Source organism: Janthinobacterium glycogeni (assembly GCF_051380725.1).
Lineage (GTDB): Bacteria > Pseudomonadota > Gammaproteobacteria > Burkholderiales > Burkholderiaceae_D > Janthinobacterium.
On sequence record NZ_JBNYXP010000007.1, the window covers coordinates 23,494 to 41,463 of the forward strand.

Genomic DNA, 17,970 nt, shown 5'->3' on the forward strand with positions numbered 1-17,970 from the left:
GTACGGAAGTCCCTGCCGAAAGTAAATCACGGCGCTACGCCATAAACCTTGCATTATAAACACGAATGTGAAAACTTGCATTCTTTACCATGAGAATTACTTGTCAACACTGCCGTGGCGCGCCAAAGTGTTGCTATTCTTCCAGTGTCGCTTCCAGCAAGTCGATTTCGCGCAGCAGGCGCAAATGGATGGTGTCGTCCAGTTCGCCCGAAATGCGGCGGCGGAACAGTTCATCGCGTTCCGCGTTCAGCGCTTCCAGGCGCAGCGCCCGTTCGGCCTTGGCCAGTTCCTGCAAGCGCATCGCCTCGTCGTTGCTGCTTTCGCCATAGGCGAGGCGGCGCCGGTAGGCTTCGATCAGGCGGTTGGCCGCCTCCGTGACGACTTGCTGCTTTTCATTCTTGTCGATGCCTTCGCACACTTTTTCCAGCCGCGCGATGGCCGCTTCAGCGGCGGCGGCGCGGGCATTGCGCTCTTCCGTCGAACGGCGCGCGGGCGGCGCGAATACGAGGCCCTTGGTCAGCAGGGGCAGAGTGACGCTGGCCAGCAGCAACGACAGCAAAATTACTCCCATGGCCAGGAAGATGACGAGGTCGCGCGCGGGAAAGCGCGTGCCGTCGGGCAAGAACAGGGGCAGGGTCAGTATGCCGGCCAGGGTCAGCGCGCCGCGCACGCCCGCGAACGACGCCACCAGCAGCAATCGCAGGCTGGGGCGCGCCAGCAGCGCCGCGTCCTTCGGTTCTCCCTCCACCTTCTTGTGGTGCTTGAACAGGGTCAGTTTCATGGAAATGAAGACCCAGAGGAAGCGCATGAAGGTCAGTCCCACCGTGATGGCGATGACGAACAGCGGCAGTTTCCAGGCGCTGCCGGCGCCCACCTCCATGGAGGCGGCGGGCAAGCCGGCCACGGTGGCGGGCAGTTGCGCGCCCAGCATGACGAAGATCACGCCATTCAAGACCAGTTGCACGGTATCCCACACGGCCTTGCGCTGGGTGCGCGTGGCGGCCAGCGGACGGCCGATCAGGTCGGCATAATGCATGGACACGCCCGCCGTGGCGGCGGCCAGGATGCCGGAGCCGTGGATTTGCTCGGCGCCCAGGTAGGCGGCGAACGGGATCAGGATGCTGATCAGGATTTGCAGGCCCGGCTCTTCGCCAACCTTGCTCACCAGCCATTTATTCGCCAGGCCCACGCCCCACGAGATGGCCAGGCCGATGATGATGCCGCCGCCCGCTTCCTGCAGGAAACTCAGCGAGGCGGCGCCGATGGAAAAGCCGCCCGTCATCATGGCGCCCACGGCAAAGGTGAAGCAGACCAGGCCCGAGGCGTCGTTGAGCAAGGATTCGCCTTCGAGGATGTGCATCAGGCGCGGCGGGATGGGATTGCCGGCGGCGATCGCCGAGACGGCCACGGGATCGGTCGGCGACAGGATGGCGCCCAGCGCGAAGGCGACGGCCAGCGGCACGCTGGGGATCAGCCAGTCGATGAAGAAACCCATACCCAGCACGGTAAACAGCACCAGGCCGATGGCCAGCATCAGGATCGAGCGCGCGTCGGAAAAGAAGGCGCCCTTGGGGATGCGCCAGCCATCGAGAAACAGCAGCGGCGGGATGAAGAGCAAAAAGAAAATGTCGGGATCGAGCGGCACTTGCACGCCAAACAGGGCCAATCCCGTGCCGCCGGCGATCTGGATCAGGGGCAGCGGCAGCTTGACCCAGCGCGAGCGGGCGAGAAAGCCGCACAGGACGACGGTCAGGACGAGGATGAGGATGATGGCGACGGTATGCATGAAGGAGCGGCGGCGTGCTGAAACGCTGATTATAAGGCGCAGCCCGCCTGCAGGCACCGACTGCGTGTCATTGCGTACATACAACAAGTCACAATCGCGGTAAGATTGTCATTGTGGCCTTGTTGCGGCCGCCATTGGCTGGCGGTCCGTGCGCCTTGCTTTTACCCTGGCCTTTACTTTTCATTGGTTCCTGTTTTGCTCAAGAAAATCCTCACCGGCCTGCTGCTGTCGCTGGCACTGCTCATCGTCGCGGCGCTGGCCGCGTATCTGTATTACTGGCGCCCCGCGCTGGCGCCCATCGATCCGCCTGCCGCCACGGCATTTTCCCCGCAAGCGGTGGAGAAGGGCCGCATCCTGGCCGGCATGGGCAATTGCGCCGCCTGCCATACGGCCAAGGGCGGCGCCGAGTATGCGGGCGGCCACGGCCTGGCTACGCCGTTCGGCACGATCTATGCGACGAATATCACGCCCGACAGGCAGACGGGGATCGGCCGCTGGTCGCTGGCCGCCTTCCAGCGGGCCATGCGCGAAGGCGTGGGCCGCGACGGCGCCCATTTGTATCCTGTCTTTCCATACACCCATTTCAACCTCGTTTCGGATGCCGACCTGACGGCCCTGTACGCGTATTTCATGACGCGCCCGCCCGTGTATGCGGCCGCGCCCGCCAACAGCGTGCCGTTCCCCCTGAACTTGCGGCCGCTACAGGCGGGCTGGAAGCTGCTGTTTTTCAAGCCGACAAGCTATCAACCGGACCCCGCGCAAGGTCTGGACTGGAACCGGGGCCGCTACCTGGCCGAGGGCCTGGCCCATTGCGCCGCCTGTCACACGCCGCGCAATGCGCTGGGCGCCGAGCTGGCCGGTTCATCCTATCTGGGCGCGTCCATCGACCACTGGTATGCGCCGGCCTTGACCAGCGCCAATACGGCGCCCTTGCCGTGGACGCAGGACGAGCTGTACGCCTTCCTGCGCACGGGGGCGACGGCCTTGCACGGCGTAGCGGCCGGCCCGATGTCGGCGGTCGTGCACGAAGGCATGGGCGCGTCGCCCGACAGCGATATCCGCGCCTTGTCCGTGTATTTTGCCGGCGTGGCCGGGGCCGAGCAGCGCAAGGTGGATGCGGATGCCCTGGTGAAAGCCGGCATCGAACGCGCGCAGCGCGTCAGCCTGGTCGACAATGACCGTGGCGCCAGCCTGTACGTGGCCGCCTGCGCGTCGTGCCACTCGAACAGCGATGGAACACCCGCGGCCCTGCGTCCGGAACTGAGCTTGAACAGCGCCGTCAGCGCGCCCGATCCCGCCAACCTGATCCAGGTGATATTGCATGGTATCGGCAAGGACGAAGCCATGTCCGGCGTGCTGATGCCGGGCTTTGCCGCCTCGCTGACGGACAATGACGTGGCCCAGCTGGCCGCCTATCTGCGCCGCAGCCGCAGCCACCAGCCGGCCTGGACGAACCTGGAAGCGGCCGTGGCAGGCGCGCGCATCGGCAAGTAAATATGAATATTTCTTATGTATGACACTTATCTATAACACTTATGTATAACCTGACCGTGAATGGCCAGCCCTTCGGCTCCGAGGCCGATGCCGAGACGCCCCTGCTGTGGGTGCTGCGCGACGAAGCCCATTTGACAGGCACGAAGTTTGGCTGCGGCATCGGCATGTGCGGCGCTTGCACCGTGCACGTCGATGGGCGCGCCATGCGCTCGTGCATCACGCCGATTGCCGCCGTGGCCGGCTGCGCCATCACCACCATCGAAGGCCTCTCGCCCGATGGCACGCATCCTTTGCAGCGGGCGTGGCTGGCCACGCAGGCGCCCCAGTGCGGCTATTGCCAGTCGGGCCAGATCATGCAGGCGGCCACCTTGTTGAAAGACTATCCGCAGCCGACGGATGCGAATATCGATGCCGTCATGAGCGGCAACCTGTGCCGCTGCATGGCGTATGTGCGCATCCGCAAGGCGATCAAGCTGGCGGCCGGCATGCAGGAGGCGCCCGGTGTTTAAGTTGCCGAAAGAAAATTCAGGGACCCGCCCCAGCTCGCTGGGCCGGCGCGGTTTCCTGATCGCTGCCGCCGGCACGGGGTTTACCCTGGCCTTCCTGCGCGCCGACAGCACCTTGGCCGCCGGCAAGCCGGCGCCCGTGCCGCCGACAAAGTCCACCGCGCCTGAGTTCGATCCCAGCATCTGGTTCCAGATCGGCCGCGACGGCATCGTCACCGTCAATATCGCCAAGGCGGAAATGGGCCAGCATATCGGCACGGCCCTGGCGCGCATCGTGGCCGAGGAACTGGAAGCGGACTGGAGCAAGGTGCGCCTGCATTACGTGGACACGGACCCGAAATGGGGCTTGATGGTGACGGGCGGCAGCTGGTCCGTCTGGCAGAACTTCGATCCGCTCAGCCGCGCCGGCGCGGCCGGGCGCCTCGCGCTGGTCGAGGAGGGCGCGCGCCTGCTGCGCGTGCCCGTGTCCGCCTGCCACGCCCGGCTGGGCGTTGTGCATGGCAGGGGACGTTCGATCAGCTATGGCGACATCGTGCGCCGTGGCAAGCTGGCGCGCCACTACACGCCAGAGCAACTGAAAGCCATCGTGCTGAAAACGCCGCGGCAGCGCAGGCTGATCGGCCAGCAGGTGCAGGCGCTCGATATCCCCGCGAAAATCAATGGCACGGCCGTGTACGGCATCGATGCGCAAGTCGAGGGCATGCTGTATGCGCGCCCGAAGATCCCGCCCACGCGCTACGGCGCCAGGGTGGTCGCCATCGACGACTCGGCGGCAAAGAAAGTGAACGGCTATCTGCGCAGCGTGGCGCTGCAGGACCCCAGCGGCACGGTGCCCGGCTGGGTCATGGTGGTGGCCGAAACGTATGCGGCCGCCATGCGCGCGGCCGACCTGGTGCAGGTGAAATGGCGGGCCGGCGCGGCCGCCCACGTGTCGGAGCAGGATATCCTCAGCTATGCGGGCAAGCAGCTTGCCGATGCCAGCCTGGGCGCCCGCGTGGTCGACGATGAGGGCGTGGAGCAAGCGTTCAAGGATGCCAGCCTGCAACTGGAACGCCATTATACGACCAGCACCGTGCTGCATTTCCAGCTGGAACCGGTGAATGCGCTGGCGCAGGAAATCGACGGCGTCTGGCATATCCATGCGGGTAACCAGTGGCAATCGTTGATCCTGCCCGTGCTGGCGCAGGCGTTGAAGGTGCCGGAGGGCAATGTGATGCTGCATACCTATTTGCTCGGCGGCGGCTTCGGCCGGCGCCTGAACGGCGACTATTGCGTGCCGGCCGCGCTGACCGCGCAAGCCGTGGGTCGGCCCGTCAAGATGATCTGCACGCGGTCCGACGATGCGCGTTTCGATTCACCCCGTTCGCCCTCCGTGCAGCATCTGCGCATGGCGTTCGACGAGGCCGGCAAGGTCTCGGCGATGGTGCACGAGGCCAGCGCGGGCTGGCCCACGCAAGCGATGATCCCCGCCTTCCTGGCCAAGGATAAGCAGGGCTATCCGTATGACCCGTTCGCCATCGCCGGCGCCGACCACTGGTATGCGGTGGGCGCGCAGCGCGTGCGGGCCGTGTCGAACGACCTGGCCAACAGCAGTTTCCGCCCCGGCTGGCTGCGCTCCGTGGGGCCGGGCTGGACGAATTGGGCGGTGGAAAGTTTCATGGACGAGGCGGCGCAGGCGGCCAAGGTCGATCCGCTGGCCTTCCGCCTGTCCTTGCTGCAGGCCACCGGGCGCAATGCGGGCAGCGCGCCGAATGCCGTCGGCGGCGCCGCGCGCCTGGCCCACGTGCTGCGGCGGGTGGCGGACAAGGCGGGCTGGGGCACGGCCATGCCGCCCGACACGGGACTGGGCATCGCCGCCACGTTTGGCCAGGAACGCGACATGCCCACCTGGACGGCCTGCGTTGCCCGGGTGAAAGTGGACCGCAGCACTTGCATGGTGAAAGTCGAAAAACTGTTCATGGTGATCGATGCGGGCAGCATCGTCGACCCCGATGGCGCGCTGGCGCAGGCGGAAGGGGGCGCGCTGTGGGGCGTGAGCATGGCCTTGCACGAAGGCACGGCCTTCCTGAATGGCGAAGTGAAGGATACCAACCTGAATACCTACACGCCCCTGCGCATAGCCGACGTGCCCGAACTCGACATCGAATTCGTGGCCAGCACGGCAACGTCGACGGGCATGGGCGAGCCGCCCACGACGGCCGTGGCGCCGGCCATCGGCAACGCCATCTTTGCCGCCGTGGCCTCGCGCGTGCGGCATTTGCCGATCCGTCCGGAAGCCGTGCTGAAGGGACTGGACCGGTACGGCGCCGTTTGATGCAGGTGCGTGGCGAATTTGACGTGCGCCGCGCGCGAACGGACGCAGGCTGGTACACTGAGGCTTGCCGCTCAGGGCGCGCAGGCGGTGCCTGTTCCGGCAAGATCAGCGCAAAATCTGTGCCACAGCACATTTTGACTTCAGCTTGATTTCAGCTCCATAGCGGAGGCAGCCATGCAAGAACAATTTGTCAGCATCACGGCCGATGAACTTCAAATGGACGGCGTGCTTGAAATGCCCGAGCGGCCCGTGGGCATCGTCCTGTTTGCCCACGGCGCGGGCGCCGATAGCGACTATCTGGGCGCCTCCAGCCACGCCACCTCCCAGGATTTTCTGCGAGCGGGCATTGCCACCCTGCGCTTCGATCAGGGCGGTGTCGAGCCTGGCGGCGGCAGCAATGGCCATGCCTATTTCGTGCGCAGCGATATCGTGCTGCTGGCGCGCCAGCTGGAAAAAGCCCTGGGCTGGCTGCAGGTGGACCCGTCCACGCGGCGCTTGCCCTGCGGCCTGTATGGCTATGGCACCAGCGCCGCCGTCGTGATGCAGCTGGCGGCCTGGCGCAGCGCGGAGATCGCCGCGCTGGCTGTATGCGATGGTCAGGTGGAAATGGCGGGCAAGGCGGCGCTGGAAAACGTGCGCGTGCCATCGTTGCTGATCGTGGGCGGGCGCGACCCCGACGTGGCCGGCCTGAACCGCATGGCGTTTGCCACCTTGCGCTGCGACAAACAGCTGGAACAGATCGCCGCACCCGGCGGCCCCGACACGCGCCATCAGGCGGCCCTGCTGGCCACGGACTGGTACACGCGCCATTTCAACGGGCATACCAGCACGGCGCAGTAATTCAATCAGGCAAGTGCGTCAGGCAAGGGCGCGCAGATTCCGCGCATGGAAGCGCACGTGCTCTTCCATGAAACTGGCGATGAAGTAATAGCCGTGGTCGTAGCCGGCATGGCGGCGCAGCCGTAATGGCTGGCCGGCGTCGCGGCATGCCGCTTCGAACACCTCGGGGTACAGTTGCTCGGGCAGGAACTTGTCGGCCAGACCCTGGTCGATCAAGATGCCCTCGGGAAATGGTGCCGGCTGGCCTTGCAGGCCGCGCATCAGTGCGCTGGCGTCGTATGGCTGCCAGCTGGCCGCGTCGCTGCCCAGGTAGCCTGTGAACGCTTTTTTGCCCCACGGACATTGGCTTGGCGCGGCGATGGGCGCGAAGGCGGAGACGGAACGGAACAGGTCTGGATTGCGCAAGGCCAGCACCAGCGCGCCGTGGCCGCCCATCGAGTGGCCGAAAATGCCCGTGCGTTGCGCATCGATCGCCAGTTCCTGTTCCAGCAGCGCGCGCAATTCCAGGATATAGCTGTACATGCGGTAGTGGCGGCTCCAGGGCGCCTCGGTGGCGTCCACGTAAAAGCCCGCGCCCACGCCGAAATCCCAGGATTCGCTCTCGCCCGCGATGTTGGCGCCACGGGGGCTGGTGTCGGGCGCGATCAGGATCAGGCCCTCCTCGGCCGCCACGCGCTGCGCGCCGCCCTTGATCATGAATGTTTCTTCCGTGCAAGTCAGACCGGCCAGGTAAAACAGGGCGGGGCGTTTGGTGGTGACGGCGCTGCCTGGCGCCGTGTCGGGAATGAAGGCCGAGAAACGCATGGGCAAGCCGATGGCTTGCGCGTCGTGGCGATAAAAGCGTTGTACGCCGCCAAAACAGGCGTGTTCACTCAACAGTTCTAGCATGAATTCTCCTCGTTAATTGCACAGTATAGCCAGAGCGGCGCGCCGCCGGCACGCGTTCAGCCCAGCATGGCCGCTAATGCAGGCAAGATGTCTTGTGCCGGGGCATCGGTCTTGAAGGCCAGCAAATGGTCGGCGCGCGTCTTGCCCATATTGATGGCGGCCACGGGCTTGCCCGTCTCGGCCGCCATGCGGCACAGGCGAAAACTCGAATACACCATGACGGACGAGCCCACCACCAGCAGGGCGCTGGCCGCGTGCATCTTGCTGTCGGCCTCGGCCGCGCAGGCGGCGGGCACGCCATCGCCGAAAAACACCACGTCGGGCTGCAGGGTACCACCGCAGCGGGGGCACACCGGCACGTGGAAGGTGGCCAGCTGGGACGGCTCCAGCAAGGCGTCGCCGTCGGGCGCCGGCGTGGCCGTGGCGCCCAGCATCTGGGGATTGTCGCGTTCGAGCTGATCCTGGATCAGGCGGCGCGTGTGGCGGGTACGGCAATCGAGGCAGATCACGCCATGTATGCTGCCGTGCAATTCCGTGACGGCGGCGCTGCCTGCCTGCTGATGCAGGCCATCCACGTTTTGCGTGACCAGGCCGCCGATGTGCTGGCGCCGGGCCAGTTGCGCGATGGCCAGGTGGCCGGGATTGGGCGTGGCGCGCGCCAGGGCAGGCCAGCCCACCATGCTGCGCGCCCAGTAGCGGCGGCGCACGGCTTCCTGGCGGCGAAAATCGGGACCTTGCACGGGGGCGTTGCCGCGCCGCACGCCTTCCGTGTCGCGGTAGGCGGGTATGCCGGACGCCGTGCTGATGCCGGCGCCCGTCAGCAGCAGCACGTCGGGATGGCGTTGCAGGAACTGCGCCAGCTGCGCGATGGCGTGGGGCGCGCTGGCGGACTGCTGGCTGGCTGAAGAAAAGGTTTGCATGATGCGCCATGCTAACCGAAAAGCGCGGCGCCGTTGCAAGGGCGCGGTTTACTCCAGTTTCATGCCGAAACGTTGCAGCCGCGGCTGCCAATGCTCCTGGATATTGGCCGAGACGAGGATGCGTTCGGCTTTGCCGATCAGCAATGCGCGGGGTACGAAACCGAAGTAGCGCGAGTCCGCGCTATTGTCGCGGTTATCGCCCAGCATGAGGAAATGGTCGGCCGGCACCGTCACGGGGGAAAAGCTGCGCGCCGCGCCCGCGATTTGCGGCAAGACCTGGATGCGGTGCTGCTCGGTCTGGTTGCGCTCGCTGATGCGCTGCGCCGTCAGCTGGCCCACGTGGGCGATGGTTTCGGGCGCCGTGTCGAGCGCCGTGTACTGGGCGGGCTGGCCATTGATGACCAGCTGTTCATTGCGCATTTCCACCGTGTCGCCGGGCAGGGCGATGATGCGCTTGATCAAGCGCGTGCCGTCTTTCGGCGAGGAAAAGGTGACAATGTCGCCCCGTTGCGGTTCACCGAGGCGCTGCAGCACGATATCGGTGAGCGGCACTTTCAGGTTGAAGGCGAGGCGGTTGACGAAGACCACGTCGCCCTCGAGCAGGTTGGGGCGCATCGACGCCGACGGGATGGGATTCCAGTCCGCCACGGCCGTGCGGAACACGCCGAACAGCAGGAGAAACATCAAAAAACCTTTGTTGGCGCGCATCCATGTGCTCATGTCGGCTCTTTCGCTGGGCTGTGCCCGTGATGGTGAAGGGAGGCGCCATTGTTGCCGGCGTCCTATGCACGATGCACGGCGAGGCTGAAGCCAGTCTTAAATCCGGCGCATGCGGGGCCGATGGCGTGACCGCTGTTGCGTGTACGCATCACCCTGCCCGTCATCAGGGATGGCGGCACGGCGCTTGCGTATCGTCGTTGCCGTTCGGCAGGCGCTTGCCGTGCATTTCATCCCACAGTTCGCCCAGCGCCACCAGCAGGCCGCCGGCCACGAGGGGGACCGCCACCAGCCACGGAATGCTGTCGAGCCAGGGACCCAGCAGGATGGCCGAAGCCACGGCGATGACGAGGGCGCTGCACCAGAAACGGCGCGGATGCCGGAGCGTGAACAGGTAATGAAGGTGCTTCATACATCCTCCTTGGTGAGCAGGCGGAACAGCCGGGCGGCCAGGATGCTGCTGACGGCGATGACGATGCAGCCGTCCAGAAAAAACAGCACCTTGCCCACCAGATGCATGCCCTGTATCAGGTAGGCGGGCAATTCCTGTGCCTCCGCCCATTGCGTCATGCGTGCCAGCACGATGGCGGCGGCAAAGATGACGAGGGCCAAGGCCAGCACCAGCAGCACATGTTCAAACAGGCGTAGCCGCAGTTTCATGTTGGACTTGGCAAGGTAGGGAAGATTCCCGGACCTTGACGTTATCAGTCCGATATCGCCGTGCTTTGCGCTGTCACAAAGGCGCGCCCGATAGGAGGAAAACGGCGTTGACGGCGGAAAATGTGCTTATGTAAAGGCCTTGATGACGGCATCCAGCTTGACCTTCAGCGACTTGTCGTGCGCGTGGATGGCGGGCACGTCGCGCTGCACGCCGAGCAGCTGGTAGACGGCCGTCTGCGCCGCGCGTACCGAGTATTCCACGGTAAACACGACGTCGTCGGCAAGCTCCACGAACTGGCTGACGAAGGCCAGGTTGACGGAACCGGCCGGCACGGGCAGCGGGCGGTCGCTTTTTGCGCGGGGCATGAACATGCTGGTGATGTAGGGCATGCGGCAGGGAATGCAGTTGGCCGTGGTCATCATGTCGAGGTCGAAATTCAGATGGCCGCACAGCTCGCGCAGGATTTCCTCGCCGCTGCAGTCGGACATGGGTTTGGCGACGAAGTTGCCGATGCGGTCGGGGTGCAGCGCATAGCCCCAGAACACTTGCACGCCCTCGGGCTGGCCCGCGAAATGGGGCTGGTGCGCCAGCACGATGGACATGAACCAGTTGCTGTCCTTGAAGGTGACGAGGCCGCCCGTGCCCGCGCTGTTGCCCGTGAATTGTTCCATCCTGTCGAAGAAGGTGCTGTCTTTCAGGGTGACCGTGTACGAGGCCCAGTACGATTCGGGAATGCTGCTGTTGAAGGCGGCGGGGCGACCCAGCTGCGGGCGGCCCTCGGCCAGCTTTTCCCACAGGCGCCAGCCATGGCTGTCGTTCTTCGTGCGCTTGGCCGGCGCGCTGTGCATGCTGCCATAGCTCGATGCATCCGTCATCGAGGCATTCTGGAAAAAGACCAGGTCGCCGGCTGCGACAGGAATCACGTCGGCCATGCCGCGGCGCTGGCAGGCAATGGCGGTGGCGCTCAGGCGGCCTTCGGATTCCTGCACTTCGATATCGCTTACCGTGCAATCCATGATGACGTTCACGCCTTGCTCCTGCAGCCACGCGAGCAGCGGGCGCACCAGCGAATCGTACTGGTTGTAGACGGTGCGCTTGACGCCGGCCAGCGTCTCGATGCGCGAAAACTCCATCATGAAACGGTGCAGATAGCGCTTGAACTCGACGGCGCTGTGCCAGGGCTGGAAGGCGAACGTGGTGGCCCACATGGCCCAGAACTTGGTGTCGAAAAATGCGGGCGAGAGCCAGTCCGTGATGGCGCTGCTGCCCAGGGTGTCTTCATCGGCTTCCGTCAGCTTCAGCAGTTCCAGCCTGTCCTGCATGGAAAAGCCCATGCTGCTGACGTCGACCTTGAAACGGTTGCGGTCGACCAGGCGCGCGCGCGAGTGGGGAATATGCCGCTCGTTGAAGGCGATGGTTTCGTCGTAGACGCTCTGGCCCGCATGCTCGAGCGAGGGGATACTCTTGAACAAGTCCCAGGTGCATTCGTAATTGTCGGTGGTCAGCATGCGTCCGCCGCGCAAGGTGTAGCCGTCTTCGGCATTGCCGCCGCCATCGAGGCTGCCGCCCGTCACGGGCGCCGCTTCGAAGATGGTGATGTTGCTGCCTTGCATGCCGCCGTCGCGTATCATGAAGGCGGCCGCGGCCAGCGAGCCGATGCCGCCGCCGACGAGGTAGGCTTTTTTATCTGTATTGTGCATATTGTTCCCTGAATGTGATATTTGCCTATTTTATAACATCAGGGGGGAAACGGTCTCGCAATAGAGCAACTGCTCGGTTTTATGCCATGCAGGCGTGCTCGTTGCGCCGTTCAAAATACAGCAAGTCCGACCAGGCGCCCTGGAAATGCATGGCTTTTTCCGAGCGCCCATACTGGTGAAAGCCGTTGCGCTGCATGACCGCGACCGAGCCCAGGTTTTGCGGTCGCGCCGTCGCTTCCAGGCGCCACAGTTCCAGTGGACCGAACGCTTCTTCCAGCAGCAGGGCCACGACGCGCGTGGCGTAGCCGCGTCCGCCGAATTGTTCGCCGATGCGGTAACCGAGCGCAGCTTTGTTGAAATACGGGCGCGTGACGGCCGTCAGGTTGACCCTGCCGATGATCTGTCCGTCCAGCCTGGCCAGATACTGGTAGGCGCGGTCTTGCTCGCGCTCGCGCTGCGCCTGCTCGATGCTGGCGGCGACGGCGTCCAGGCTATAGTAGGACGGCGCCCGGGCCGTGACCCAGGATTCAAAATAGGCGCGGTTTTCCAGCTCGAAGGCCAGCAAGGCGGAGAGGTCGGCGCTGGTCGGAGGGGACAATTGGAGGCGGTCGATGTCTGGCATGGGATCTGGTCCGAAAGAGATGCGCCATTATAATCAGCAGGCGCATTTCGCCGCATACCCGTTTCTATCCATGAAGGAGCAGCATGCTGTCCCATCTCTGCCTCGGCACCAACGATTTTCCCCGCGCCTACGCCTTTTATACGGCCTTGCTGGGAGAACTCGACCTGATCGAAAAATTTCATGATCCGGCCAAGCCTTGGGCCGGCTGGATGGCGCGGCAGGCGCCGCGTCCCCTGTTCGTGCTGACGGCGCCGCATGACGGCTTGCCGGCTACGCCCGGCAATGGCCAGATGACGGCCTTGCTGGCGGCCAGCCGCGCGCAGGTGGACCGCTGCCACCAGGCCGTGCTGGCGCTGGGCGCCGTGTGCGAAGGGCCGCCCGGCTTGCGCCCCCATTACCACGCCCAGTACTATGGCGCCTACTTCCGCGACCTCGACGGCAACAAGCTGTGCGTCTGCTGCCACGGCGAGCAATAAACTCAGCGTTCTCCCCACACCTCGTCTTCCGTCCAGCCCAGTTCCAGAAAATCCTGCGCCCGCTCGTCCGCTTCTCCGGCGCAATAGAATTCGTCGAGCTGGGGCGGCGCGATGCGCGTGCCGGCCAGCATGGCGTGCACTTGCCCCCGGTGATGGATCTGGTGCTGGAACAGGTGCGCGAGCATGCGCTGGCGCGTGTCGACTTGCGGCGTGTCGCGCAATATCGTCACGGGCCGCGTCAGGTCCGCGTCGCACAGGCTGCGGCAATGGGCGATCAGGCGCAGGTCCGATGCGCGCTGCGCCGCGTGCAGGGCCGCGCAATTGGTGAACGGTTCATCCTGTTCAAAGAAGACGTAGCAGTCGGCATGGGGCGCTTCGCCGCGCAGCTCGCGCTCGAGCGCGTCGAGATAAAACCAGTCGCACGTCAAAATATGGTTCAAGGTGAACTGGATGGTGGGAAAAAAACTCACGCGCGTAGCCTGGAGCTCGGCCTCGGTCAGCTGCCCGCAAGCTTTCAGCAAACGGTGGTTGGCCCAGGCGTTGTTATATGCCTGGCTGGTGAGGTAGTGCGCAAGTGGATTGTTCATGAAGGGTCGCTTGTTGGGCAGGGCAGGGTGTATGTCGTACCACTTTAGCATGTTGCGGCTGGTGGACAAAGCGTAGACGCCAGCCGCACCAGTATGGCCTTCATCAAGTAAAATCGCGCAGCGGATGTCGCGATAGTGATGCATAAAGGTTTGGACAGCAAAATGGGTTGGATAGGAAAATTACTGAGCGGCGGCGGCGACAAGGCTGCGCCCCTCACGGCAGCGGCGGCGCCGGAGGTGGCGCGGCAGCCGGCGACCATCGCCGAAATCGATGCCGTCTACTACCGCTGGCTGGCGGCGGCCGGTTCGGCGCAGGCGCCGGCGGAGGCGGAACAGCAGATTCTGGACGAATTGGCGCGCCTGGTCCGTGAACCGATCGCCGGCGCCGCGCTGGTGCCGCGCATTCCGGCCATCATTCCCCAGTTGATGCGTACCTTGCAAGATGAAAACATGAGCGCGGCCAAGCTGTCGGCCCAGCTGGCCCAGGATGTGCTGCTGGTCGCCGAGGTCTACCGCGAAGCGAACCGGCCCCGCTACCATTCGCGCTACAACGCCAGCCCGTCGATCAACAACATGGAAGGCGCCATCATGCTGCTCGGGCAAAACGGCATGCGCATGCTGCTCGCCCGCGTCGCCTTCCGTCCCATCGTCAGCATGCAAAGCGGCGGGCTGACCATACGCACGGCGCCGCTGATCTGGCGCCAGTCCGAGAAATGCGCGCTGGCGGCCAACCTGGTGGCGCCGGCCATGCAGGCCAGCGCCTTCGACGCCTATCTCGCGGGGCTGATGGCCAATGTCGGCCTGGTGGTGGCCTTCCGCCTGATCGACCAGATGCATGCGCCCGATGCCTTTCCGCAATCGGACGCCTTCATTGCCCAGGTGTTTGCGCAGGCGCGCATCCTGTCGGTACGGATCGCCGAATTATGGGAGTTTCCCGAGTCCGTGACCCGCGCGATCGGCCAGGCCGACGCCGATCCCCAGGCGCAGGCGCTGGCGCTGGGCGACCGCTTGAGCAAGTTGCGCATGCTGGTCGATACCGGCCGCTTTCCTGCCGATGATCCCTTCGTGATGACGGGGCTGAGCAAGGCCGAGCTGCAGGTGTTTGACAAGCTGGCCGACGACGAGGACGACGACGAGGAGTGATGGCCGCAGGCCGCTCAACCTCGGCGCCGGCCATGCCGCTCAGCGTGCAAAATACAGCGCATGCAGGTGCTCGAGGTCGACATCGACGGCCGCCTGCGACAGCGCTACTTTGCCGCTTTGCATCAGGTAGACGTGATCGGCCACGCCCACGGCGCGCGCCGTGTTCTGCTCGACGAGGATGATGGTGCGCTTGCCGTCGTTCAGGCGCGCGAGAATCTCGAACAGCTCGTTGACCACCAGCGGGGCCAGGCCCAGCGACGGCTCGTCGATGATCAATAACGACGGATCCGACATCAAGCCCCGCGCCATGGCCAGCATCTGCGCCTCGCCGCCCGAGAGCGAGCCGGCCAGCTGCTTGCGCCGTTCGTGCAGGCGCGGGAACATGGCGTAGGCCTCGGCCAGGCGCGCCGGCATGTGGCTGCGGTGCTCCTTCGGAAACGCGCCCATGATCAGGTTTTCTTCCACGCTCATGTCGCGAAACGTCATGCGGCCTTCCGGGATCATCGTGACCCTCGCGTCGCTCATCTTCCACGTGGGCGTGCCGTTGATGGGCGTGCCGTCGAGCGCGATGCTGCCCGCGCCCACGGGCAGCAAACCCATGATGGCGCGCAGCAGGGTCGTCTTGCCGGCGCCGTTCGGGCCGATGATGGTGGTCAGCTTGCCCTTCTGGATCGATAGCGACACATCCCACAGCACATTGATGGCGCCATAGCCGGCGCGCAGATTGCTAATTTCAAGCATCGTTTCAGGCATGGACTGCTCCCGTATAGCTTTCGATGACGGCCGGATCGCGGAACACGCAATCCGGCGTGCCGTCCGCGATCAGCTGGCCGAAATTGAGCACGGCCACGCGCTGGCACAGATTGCTGATGGTTTCGATATCGTGCTCGATCATGACGATGCCCACGCCGAAGGCCGCATGCAAGTCTTTCAGCATGCCCATGAAGCGGCGCTTGCCGTTCGTTTCCAGGCCGGCCAGCACTTCGTCGAGCAGCAGCAGTTTCGGATTGGTGGCCAGCGCCTTGGCCACTTCCAGCGCCTTGAGTTCCGTCAGCGCCAGTTCGCTGGCCGCATCGCGCCCGGCCTTGTCAAGCAGGCTCGTAAAATCGAGGATTTCATCGATCTTGCGCATGTCCACCTTGCCCGTGCCGAAGCGCTGCGCCACGACGAGGTTTTCGCGCACCGTCAGTTCATGCATCGGTTGCGGGATCTGGAAGGTGCGGCCCAGCCCCAGGCGGGCGCGCTGATACATGGGCGTGGCCATGATGTCGCGTCCCTCGAAGCGGATGCCGCCGCTGGTGGGGCGCACCAGGCCGGAGATCGCGTTGAACAGCGTGGTCTTGCCGGCGCCGTTCGCGCCCACCAGGCCGATCACGTCGTGGCTGCCCACTTTTAATGTGACGGAATCGACCGCCGTCAGGCCGCCGAAACGCACGGACACATTATCGAGTTCAAGCATGTGCTTTCTCCTTCGCTTTGAACATGTTTTTCAGCCATTTTTGCAGCAGCGGCAGCAAGCCGTTCGGACTGAAGACGATCATCGCCACCAGCAGCACGCCCAGCACCAGCTGATGGCCGGTGGGAATCAGCGACTTGAAGATCAGCTGGTCGACCAGGTAGACCACCACGGCGCCCAGCACGGGGCCGAGTATCGTGCGGTAGCCGCCGAAGATGGCCGCCACGATCGGCAAGGTCACCCACAGGCTGTTGAAGGCGTAATCGGGCTCGAGGAAGTTGATGTAATGGGCGTTGAAGGCGCCGAACAGGCCCGCCATGAAGGCCGACACGAGCAGCATCGCGCCTTTCAGCAGGGTGCTGTTGACGCCGACGACGCGCGTGGCGTCTTCGCTGTCGTGCATGGCGCGCAGGGCGATGCCGTAGTGGCTGGCGCGGATGCGGCCGTAGGCAAACGCGCAGCACACCACCAGGGTCAGCACCACCAGGTAGGCGCCCGTCTTGCTGGCCAGGTCGAAGCCGAAGACGGTGGGCAGGGCGGGGATGTTGTTGATGCCGCCGGCGCCGCCCGTCACGGTACTCCATTCCGTGGCCAGGATGCGGAAGATGTGCGCGTAGGCGAGGATGGCCAGCGCAAAATACGGACCGCGCAGGCGCAGCACGGGCAGCATGATGACGGCGGCGATGGCCGCGCCCGCGCCGCCCAGGAGCATGGCGGCAAACACGGGCAGGCCCAGTTTCACGGTGGCCAGCGCGGACACATACGCGCCCACGCCGAAGAACGCCGCATGGCCGAAGCTGACCATGCCGCCCAGGTTGCCCAGCAGGGCCCAGGACATGGCCACGCCGCCGATGATCAGGGCCGCCACCACCATGCTCATCACATACTGGTTGCCGCCCAGCGCCAGCGGCACGGCGACATACGCGGCCAGCAGCAGGATTGCCGTGGAAATCAAGGTCGCGCGCTTCATCCGCGCCTCCGTTGTGCGCCGAACAGGCCGTTCGGCATGATGAACAGCACCAGCAGGAACAGCACCATGCCGGACAATTCCTGCAGCGCGGAGCTGGCCAGGGTGACGGTCAAGGCTTCGGCCACGCCCAGCAGCACGGCGGCCAGCAGCACGCCGGGAATCGAGCCGATTCCGGCCAAGACCGTGATGATGAAGGCTTTCACCGTCAGCGCGCCGCCGTAGGCGGGCTGGATCACGCCATAGCTGAACAGGGCGACGCCGGCGAAGGCGGCCAGGATGCCGGCGACTAAAAAGGAGACCAGTTCCGTGCGGCCCGGATCGATGCCCATCAGCTTGGCCGCGTCGCGGTTGCTGGACACGGCGCGCACGGCGCGGCCATACCAGCTGGTGGACAGCCAGCGCCACAGGGCCGCCATCAGCACCAGGCTGACGCCAAAGAAAATGACTTCGCTGCGCATGCTGAAGAACGGGCCGATTTCAAACCCTTCCTGCAGCCAGCTCGACGACGTCGAGCGGATGTCGGCCTTCCACACGAGCAGGATGAAATTGGTGAGGATGACGCCGATGCCGTAGGTGAGGATCAGCGAATTGATTTCACGGTCTTTCTTGATGCGGCTGACGATCAGGTAGACGCCCACGGACGTCAGGCTGACGATCACCAGCGCGATGGGAATGGCGAACATCGGCCCCAGGCCCAGTCCCGACTCCACGCTGTAGGCGATGTAGGCGGCCAGCAGCACCAGTTCGCCGTGCGCCAGGTTGATCACTTTCATGGTGCCGAAGACCAGCGCCAGTCCCAGTGCGATCAGGGCGTAGGAGCCGCCCTGCAGCAAGCCCGAATACAGGGCTTGCAAGATTAATTCTGTCATGTCGTCATCCCGTCAGGCGGC

Annotated in this window: 19 protein-coding genes; 6 read left to right on the forward strand and 13 right to left on the reverse strand. The window is 64.8% G+C overall.

All coding sequences use genetic code 11. The features are described 5' to 3' along the window. Positions 1–133: 133 nt before the first annotated feature. Positions 134–1,786 (reverse strand): Na+/H+ antiporter, encoded by a 1,653-nt coding sequence (locus ACQ4W4_RS17290; protein ID WP_436543037.1) that lies wholly within the window; start codon positions 1,784–1,786, stop codon positions 134–136. A gap of 195 nt (positions 1,787–1,981) precedes the next feature. Here ACQ4W4_RS17290 and ACQ4W4_RS17295 point away from each other — a divergent pair, with 195 nt between their 5' ends. The 4 genes from ACQ4W4_RS17295 (at position 1,982) to ACQ4W4_RS17310 (ending at position 6,940) form a co-directional block, all read left to right on the forward strand. Beyond that, positions 1,982–3,280, forward strand: a complete 1,299-nt coding sequence (locus ACQ4W4_RS17295) for a cytochrome c (protein WP_436543038.1) — start codon at positions 1,982–1,984, stop codon at positions 3,278–3,280. Between the two features lie 41 nt (positions 3,281–3,321). Continuing rightward, positions 3,322–3,789 (forward strand): (2Fe-2S)-binding protein, encoded by a 468-nt coding sequence (locus ACQ4W4_RS17300; protein ID WP_436543039.1) that lies wholly within the window; start codon positions 3,322–3,324, stop codon positions 3,787–3,789. After that, positions 3,782–6,100: a xanthine dehydrogenase family protein molybdopterin-binding subunit gene (locus ACQ4W4_RS17305; RefSeq protein WP_436543040.1), complete on the forward strand. Its 2,319-nt coding sequence runs from the start codon at positions 3,782–3,784 to the stop codon at positions 6,098–6,100. Before ACQ4W4_RS17300 ends, ACQ4W4_RS17305 begins: the two co-directional genes overlap by 8 nt. Before the next feature lie 174 nt (positions 6,101–6,274). After that, positions 6,275–6,940 carry a dienelactone hydrolase family protein gene (locus ACQ4W4_RS17310; RefSeq protein ID WP_086139552.1) on the forward strand — a complete coding sequence of 222 codons (666 nt, stop codon included), beginning with the start codon at positions 6,275–6,277 and terminating at the stop codon, positions 6,938–6,940. Between the two features lie 18 nt (positions 6,941–6,958). Here ACQ4W4_RS17310 and fghA read toward each other — a convergent pair whose 3' ends face one another. The 7 genes from fghA to ACQ4W4_RS17345 form a co-directional block, all read right to left on the reverse strand. Next, positions 6,959–7,828 (reverse strand): S-formylglutathione hydrolase, encoded by an 870-nt coding sequence (gene fghA / locus ACQ4W4_RS17315; RefSeq protein ID WP_436543041.1) that lies wholly within the window; start codon positions 7,826–7,828, stop codon positions 6,959–6,961. Positions 7,829–7,884: 56 nt separating this feature from the next. After that, positions 7,885–8,748, reverse strand: coding sequence for an NAD-dependent protein deacetylase (locus ACQ4W4_RS17320; RefSeq protein WP_436543042.1), 864 nt, complete (start codon positions 8,746–8,748; stop codon positions 7,885–7,887). 48 nt (positions 8,749–8,796) lie between these two features. After that, on the reverse strand, positions 8,797–9,468 hold the full coding sequence (gene lepB, locus ACQ4W4_RS17325) for a signal peptidase I (RefSeq protein ID WP_436543043.1): 672 nt from the start codon (positions 9,466–9,468) through the stop codon (positions 8,797–8,799). Positions 9,469–9,631: 163 nt separating this feature from the next. Further along, positions 9,632–9,877: a hypothetical protein gene (locus ACQ4W4_RS17330; protein WP_436543044.1), complete on the reverse strand. Its 246-nt coding sequence runs from the start codon at positions 9,875–9,877 to the stop codon at positions 9,632–9,634. Beyond that, positions 9,874–10,125, reverse strand: coding sequence for a hypothetical protein (locus ACQ4W4_RS17335; RefSeq protein WP_436543045.1), 252 nt, complete (start codon positions 10,123–10,125; stop codon positions 9,874–9,876). Before ACQ4W4_RS17335 ends, ACQ4W4_RS17330 begins: the two co-directional genes overlap by 4 nt. Positions 10,126–10,251: 126 nt before the next feature. After that, positions 10,252–11,826, reverse strand: coding sequence for an oleate hydratase (locus tag ACQ4W4_RS17340; protein ID WP_436543046.1), 1,575 nt, complete (start codon positions 11,824–11,826; stop codon positions 10,252–10,254). A 79-nt stretch (positions 11,827–11,905) separates the two neighbouring features. Beyond that, positions 11,906–12,448, reverse strand: coding sequence for a GNAT family N-acetyltransferase (locus ACQ4W4_RS17345; protein WP_436543047.1), 543 nt, complete (start codon positions 12,446–12,448; stop codon positions 11,906–11,908). Positions 12,449–12,531: 83 nt separating this feature from the next. Here ACQ4W4_RS17345 and ACQ4W4_RS17350 point away from each other — a divergent pair, with 83 nt between their 5' ends. After that, positions 12,532–12,924 carry a VOC family protein gene (locus tag ACQ4W4_RS17350; protein ID WP_436543048.1) on the forward strand — a complete coding sequence of 131 codons (393 nt, stop codon included), beginning with the start codon at positions 12,532–12,534 and terminating at the stop codon, positions 12,922–12,924. 2 nt (positions 12,925–12,926) lie between these two features. Here the strand turns inward: ACQ4W4_RS17350 and ACQ4W4_RS17355 are convergent, their stop codons facing one another. Further along, entirely contained in the window at positions 12,927–13,511 is a 585-nt protein-coding gene (locus ACQ4W4_RS17355) for a DinB family protein (RefSeq protein ID WP_436543049.1), read from the reverse strand. Positions 13,512–13,673: 162 nt separating this feature from the next. Here ACQ4W4_RS17355 and ACQ4W4_RS17360 point away from each other — a divergent pair, with 162 nt between their 5' ends. Then, positions 13,674–14,654 (forward strand): HDOD domain-containing protein, encoded by a 981-nt coding sequence (locus ACQ4W4_RS17360; RefSeq protein WP_436543050.1) that lies wholly within the window; start codon positions 13,674–13,676, stop codon positions 14,652–14,654. 39 nt (positions 14,655–14,693) lie between these two features. Here ACQ4W4_RS17360 and ACQ4W4_RS17365 read toward each other — a convergent pair whose 3' ends face one another. From ACQ4W4_RS17365 to ACQ4W4_RS17380, 4 genes are read right to left on the reverse strand one after another with little or no spacing between them, the layout of a single operon-like run. Beyond that, positions 14,694–15,395 (reverse strand): ABC transporter ATP-binding protein, encoded by a 702-nt coding sequence (locus tag ACQ4W4_RS17365; protein WP_436543266.1) that lies wholly within the window; start codon positions 15,393–15,395, stop codon positions 14,694–14,696. A 4-nt stretch (positions 15,396–15,399) separates the two neighbouring features. After that, the gene (locus ACQ4W4_RS17370; protein WP_436543051.1) at positions 15,400–16,113 is read right to left on the reverse strand and encodes an ABC transporter ATP-binding protein; all 714 of its coding nucleotides are present in this window, start codon (positions 16,111–16,113) and stop codon (positions 15,400–15,402) included. Further along, complete coding sequence (locus ACQ4W4_RS17375; RefSeq protein ID WP_436543052.1) at positions 16,106–17,080, reverse strand: branched-chain amino acid ABC transporter permease; 975 nt, start codon at positions 17,078–17,080, stop codon at positions 16,106–16,108. The genes ACQ4W4_RS17370 and ACQ4W4_RS17375 overlap by 8 nt, the downstream gene beginning before the upstream one ends. Continuing rightward, positions 17,077–17,949 carry a branched-chain amino acid ABC transporter permease gene (locus tag ACQ4W4_RS17380; protein WP_035817692.1) on the reverse strand — a complete coding sequence of 291 codons (873 nt, stop codon included), beginning with the start codon at positions 17,947–17,949 and terminating at the stop codon, positions 17,077–17,079. The genes ACQ4W4_RS17375 and ACQ4W4_RS17380 overlap by 4 nt, the downstream gene beginning before the upstream one ends. Positions 17,950–17,970 lie beyond the last annotated feature (21 nt).

Coding starts and splice junctions, on each gene's coding strand:
- ACQ4W4_RS17290 (WP_436543037.1), bottom strand. CDS start 1,786: ATGCATACCGTCGCCATCATCCTCATCCTCGTCCTGACCGTCGTCCTG.
- ACQ4W4_RS17300 (WP_436543039.1), top strand. CDS start 3,322: ATGTATAACCTGACCGTGAATGGCCAGCCCTTCGGCTCCGAGGCCGAT.
- ACQ4W4_RS17310 (WP_086139552.1), top strand. CDS start 6,275: ATGCAAGAACAATTTGTCAGCATCACGGCCGATGAACTTCAAATGGAC.
- fghA (WP_436543041.1), bottom strand. CDS start 7,828: ATGCTAGAACTGTTGAGTGAACACGCCTGTTTTGGCGGCGTACAACGC.
- ACQ4W4_RS17320 (WP_436543042.1), bottom strand. CDS start 8,748: ATGCAAACCTTTTCTTCAGCCAGCCAGCAGTCCGCCAGCGCGCCCCAC.
- lepB (WP_436543043.1), bottom strand. CDS start 9,468: ATGAGCACATGGATGCGCGCCAACAAAGGTTTTTTGATGTTTCTCCTG.
- ACQ4W4_RS17330 (WP_436543044.1), bottom strand. CDS start 9,877: ATGAAGCACCTTCATTACCTGTTCACGCTCCGGCATCCGCGCCGTTTC.
- ACQ4W4_RS17335 (WP_436543045.1), bottom strand. CDS start 10,125: ATGAAACTGCGGCTACGCCTGTTTGAACATGTGCTGCTGGTGCTGGCC.
- ACQ4W4_RS17340 (WP_436543046.1), bottom strand. CDS start 11,826: ATGCACAATACAGATAAAAAAGCCTACCTCGTCGGCGGCGGCATCGGC.
- ACQ4W4_RS17345 (WP_436543047.1), bottom strand. CDS start 12,448: ATGCCAGACATCGACCGCCTCCAATTGTCCCCTCCGACCAGCGCCGAC.
- ACQ4W4_RS17350 (WP_436543048.1), top strand. CDS start 12,532: ATGCTGTCCCATCTCTGCCTCGGCACCAACGATTTTCCCCGCGCCTAC.
- ACQ4W4_RS17355 (WP_436543049.1), bottom strand. CDS start 13,511: ATGAACAATCCACTTGCGCACTACCTCACCAGCCAGGCATATAACAAC.
- ACQ4W4_RS17360 (WP_436543050.1), top strand. CDS start 13,674: ATGGGTTGGATAGGAAAATTACTGAGCGGCGGCGGCGACAAGGCTGCG.
- ACQ4W4_RS17365 (WP_436543266.1), bottom strand. CDS start 15,395: ATGCTTGAAATTAGCAATCTGCGCGCCGGCTATGGCGCCATCAATGTG.
- ACQ4W4_RS17370 (WP_436543051.1), bottom strand. CDS start 16,113: ATGCTTGAACTCGATAATGTGTCCGTGCGTTTCGGCGGCCTGACGGCG.
- ACQ4W4_RS17375 (WP_436543052.1), bottom strand. CDS start 17,080: ATGAAGCGCGCGACCTTGATTTCCACGGCAATCCTGCTGCTGGCCGCG.
- ACQ4W4_RS17380 (WP_035817692.1), bottom strand. CDS start 17,949: ATGACAGAATTAATCTTGCAAGCCCTGTATTCGGGCTTGCTGCAGGGC.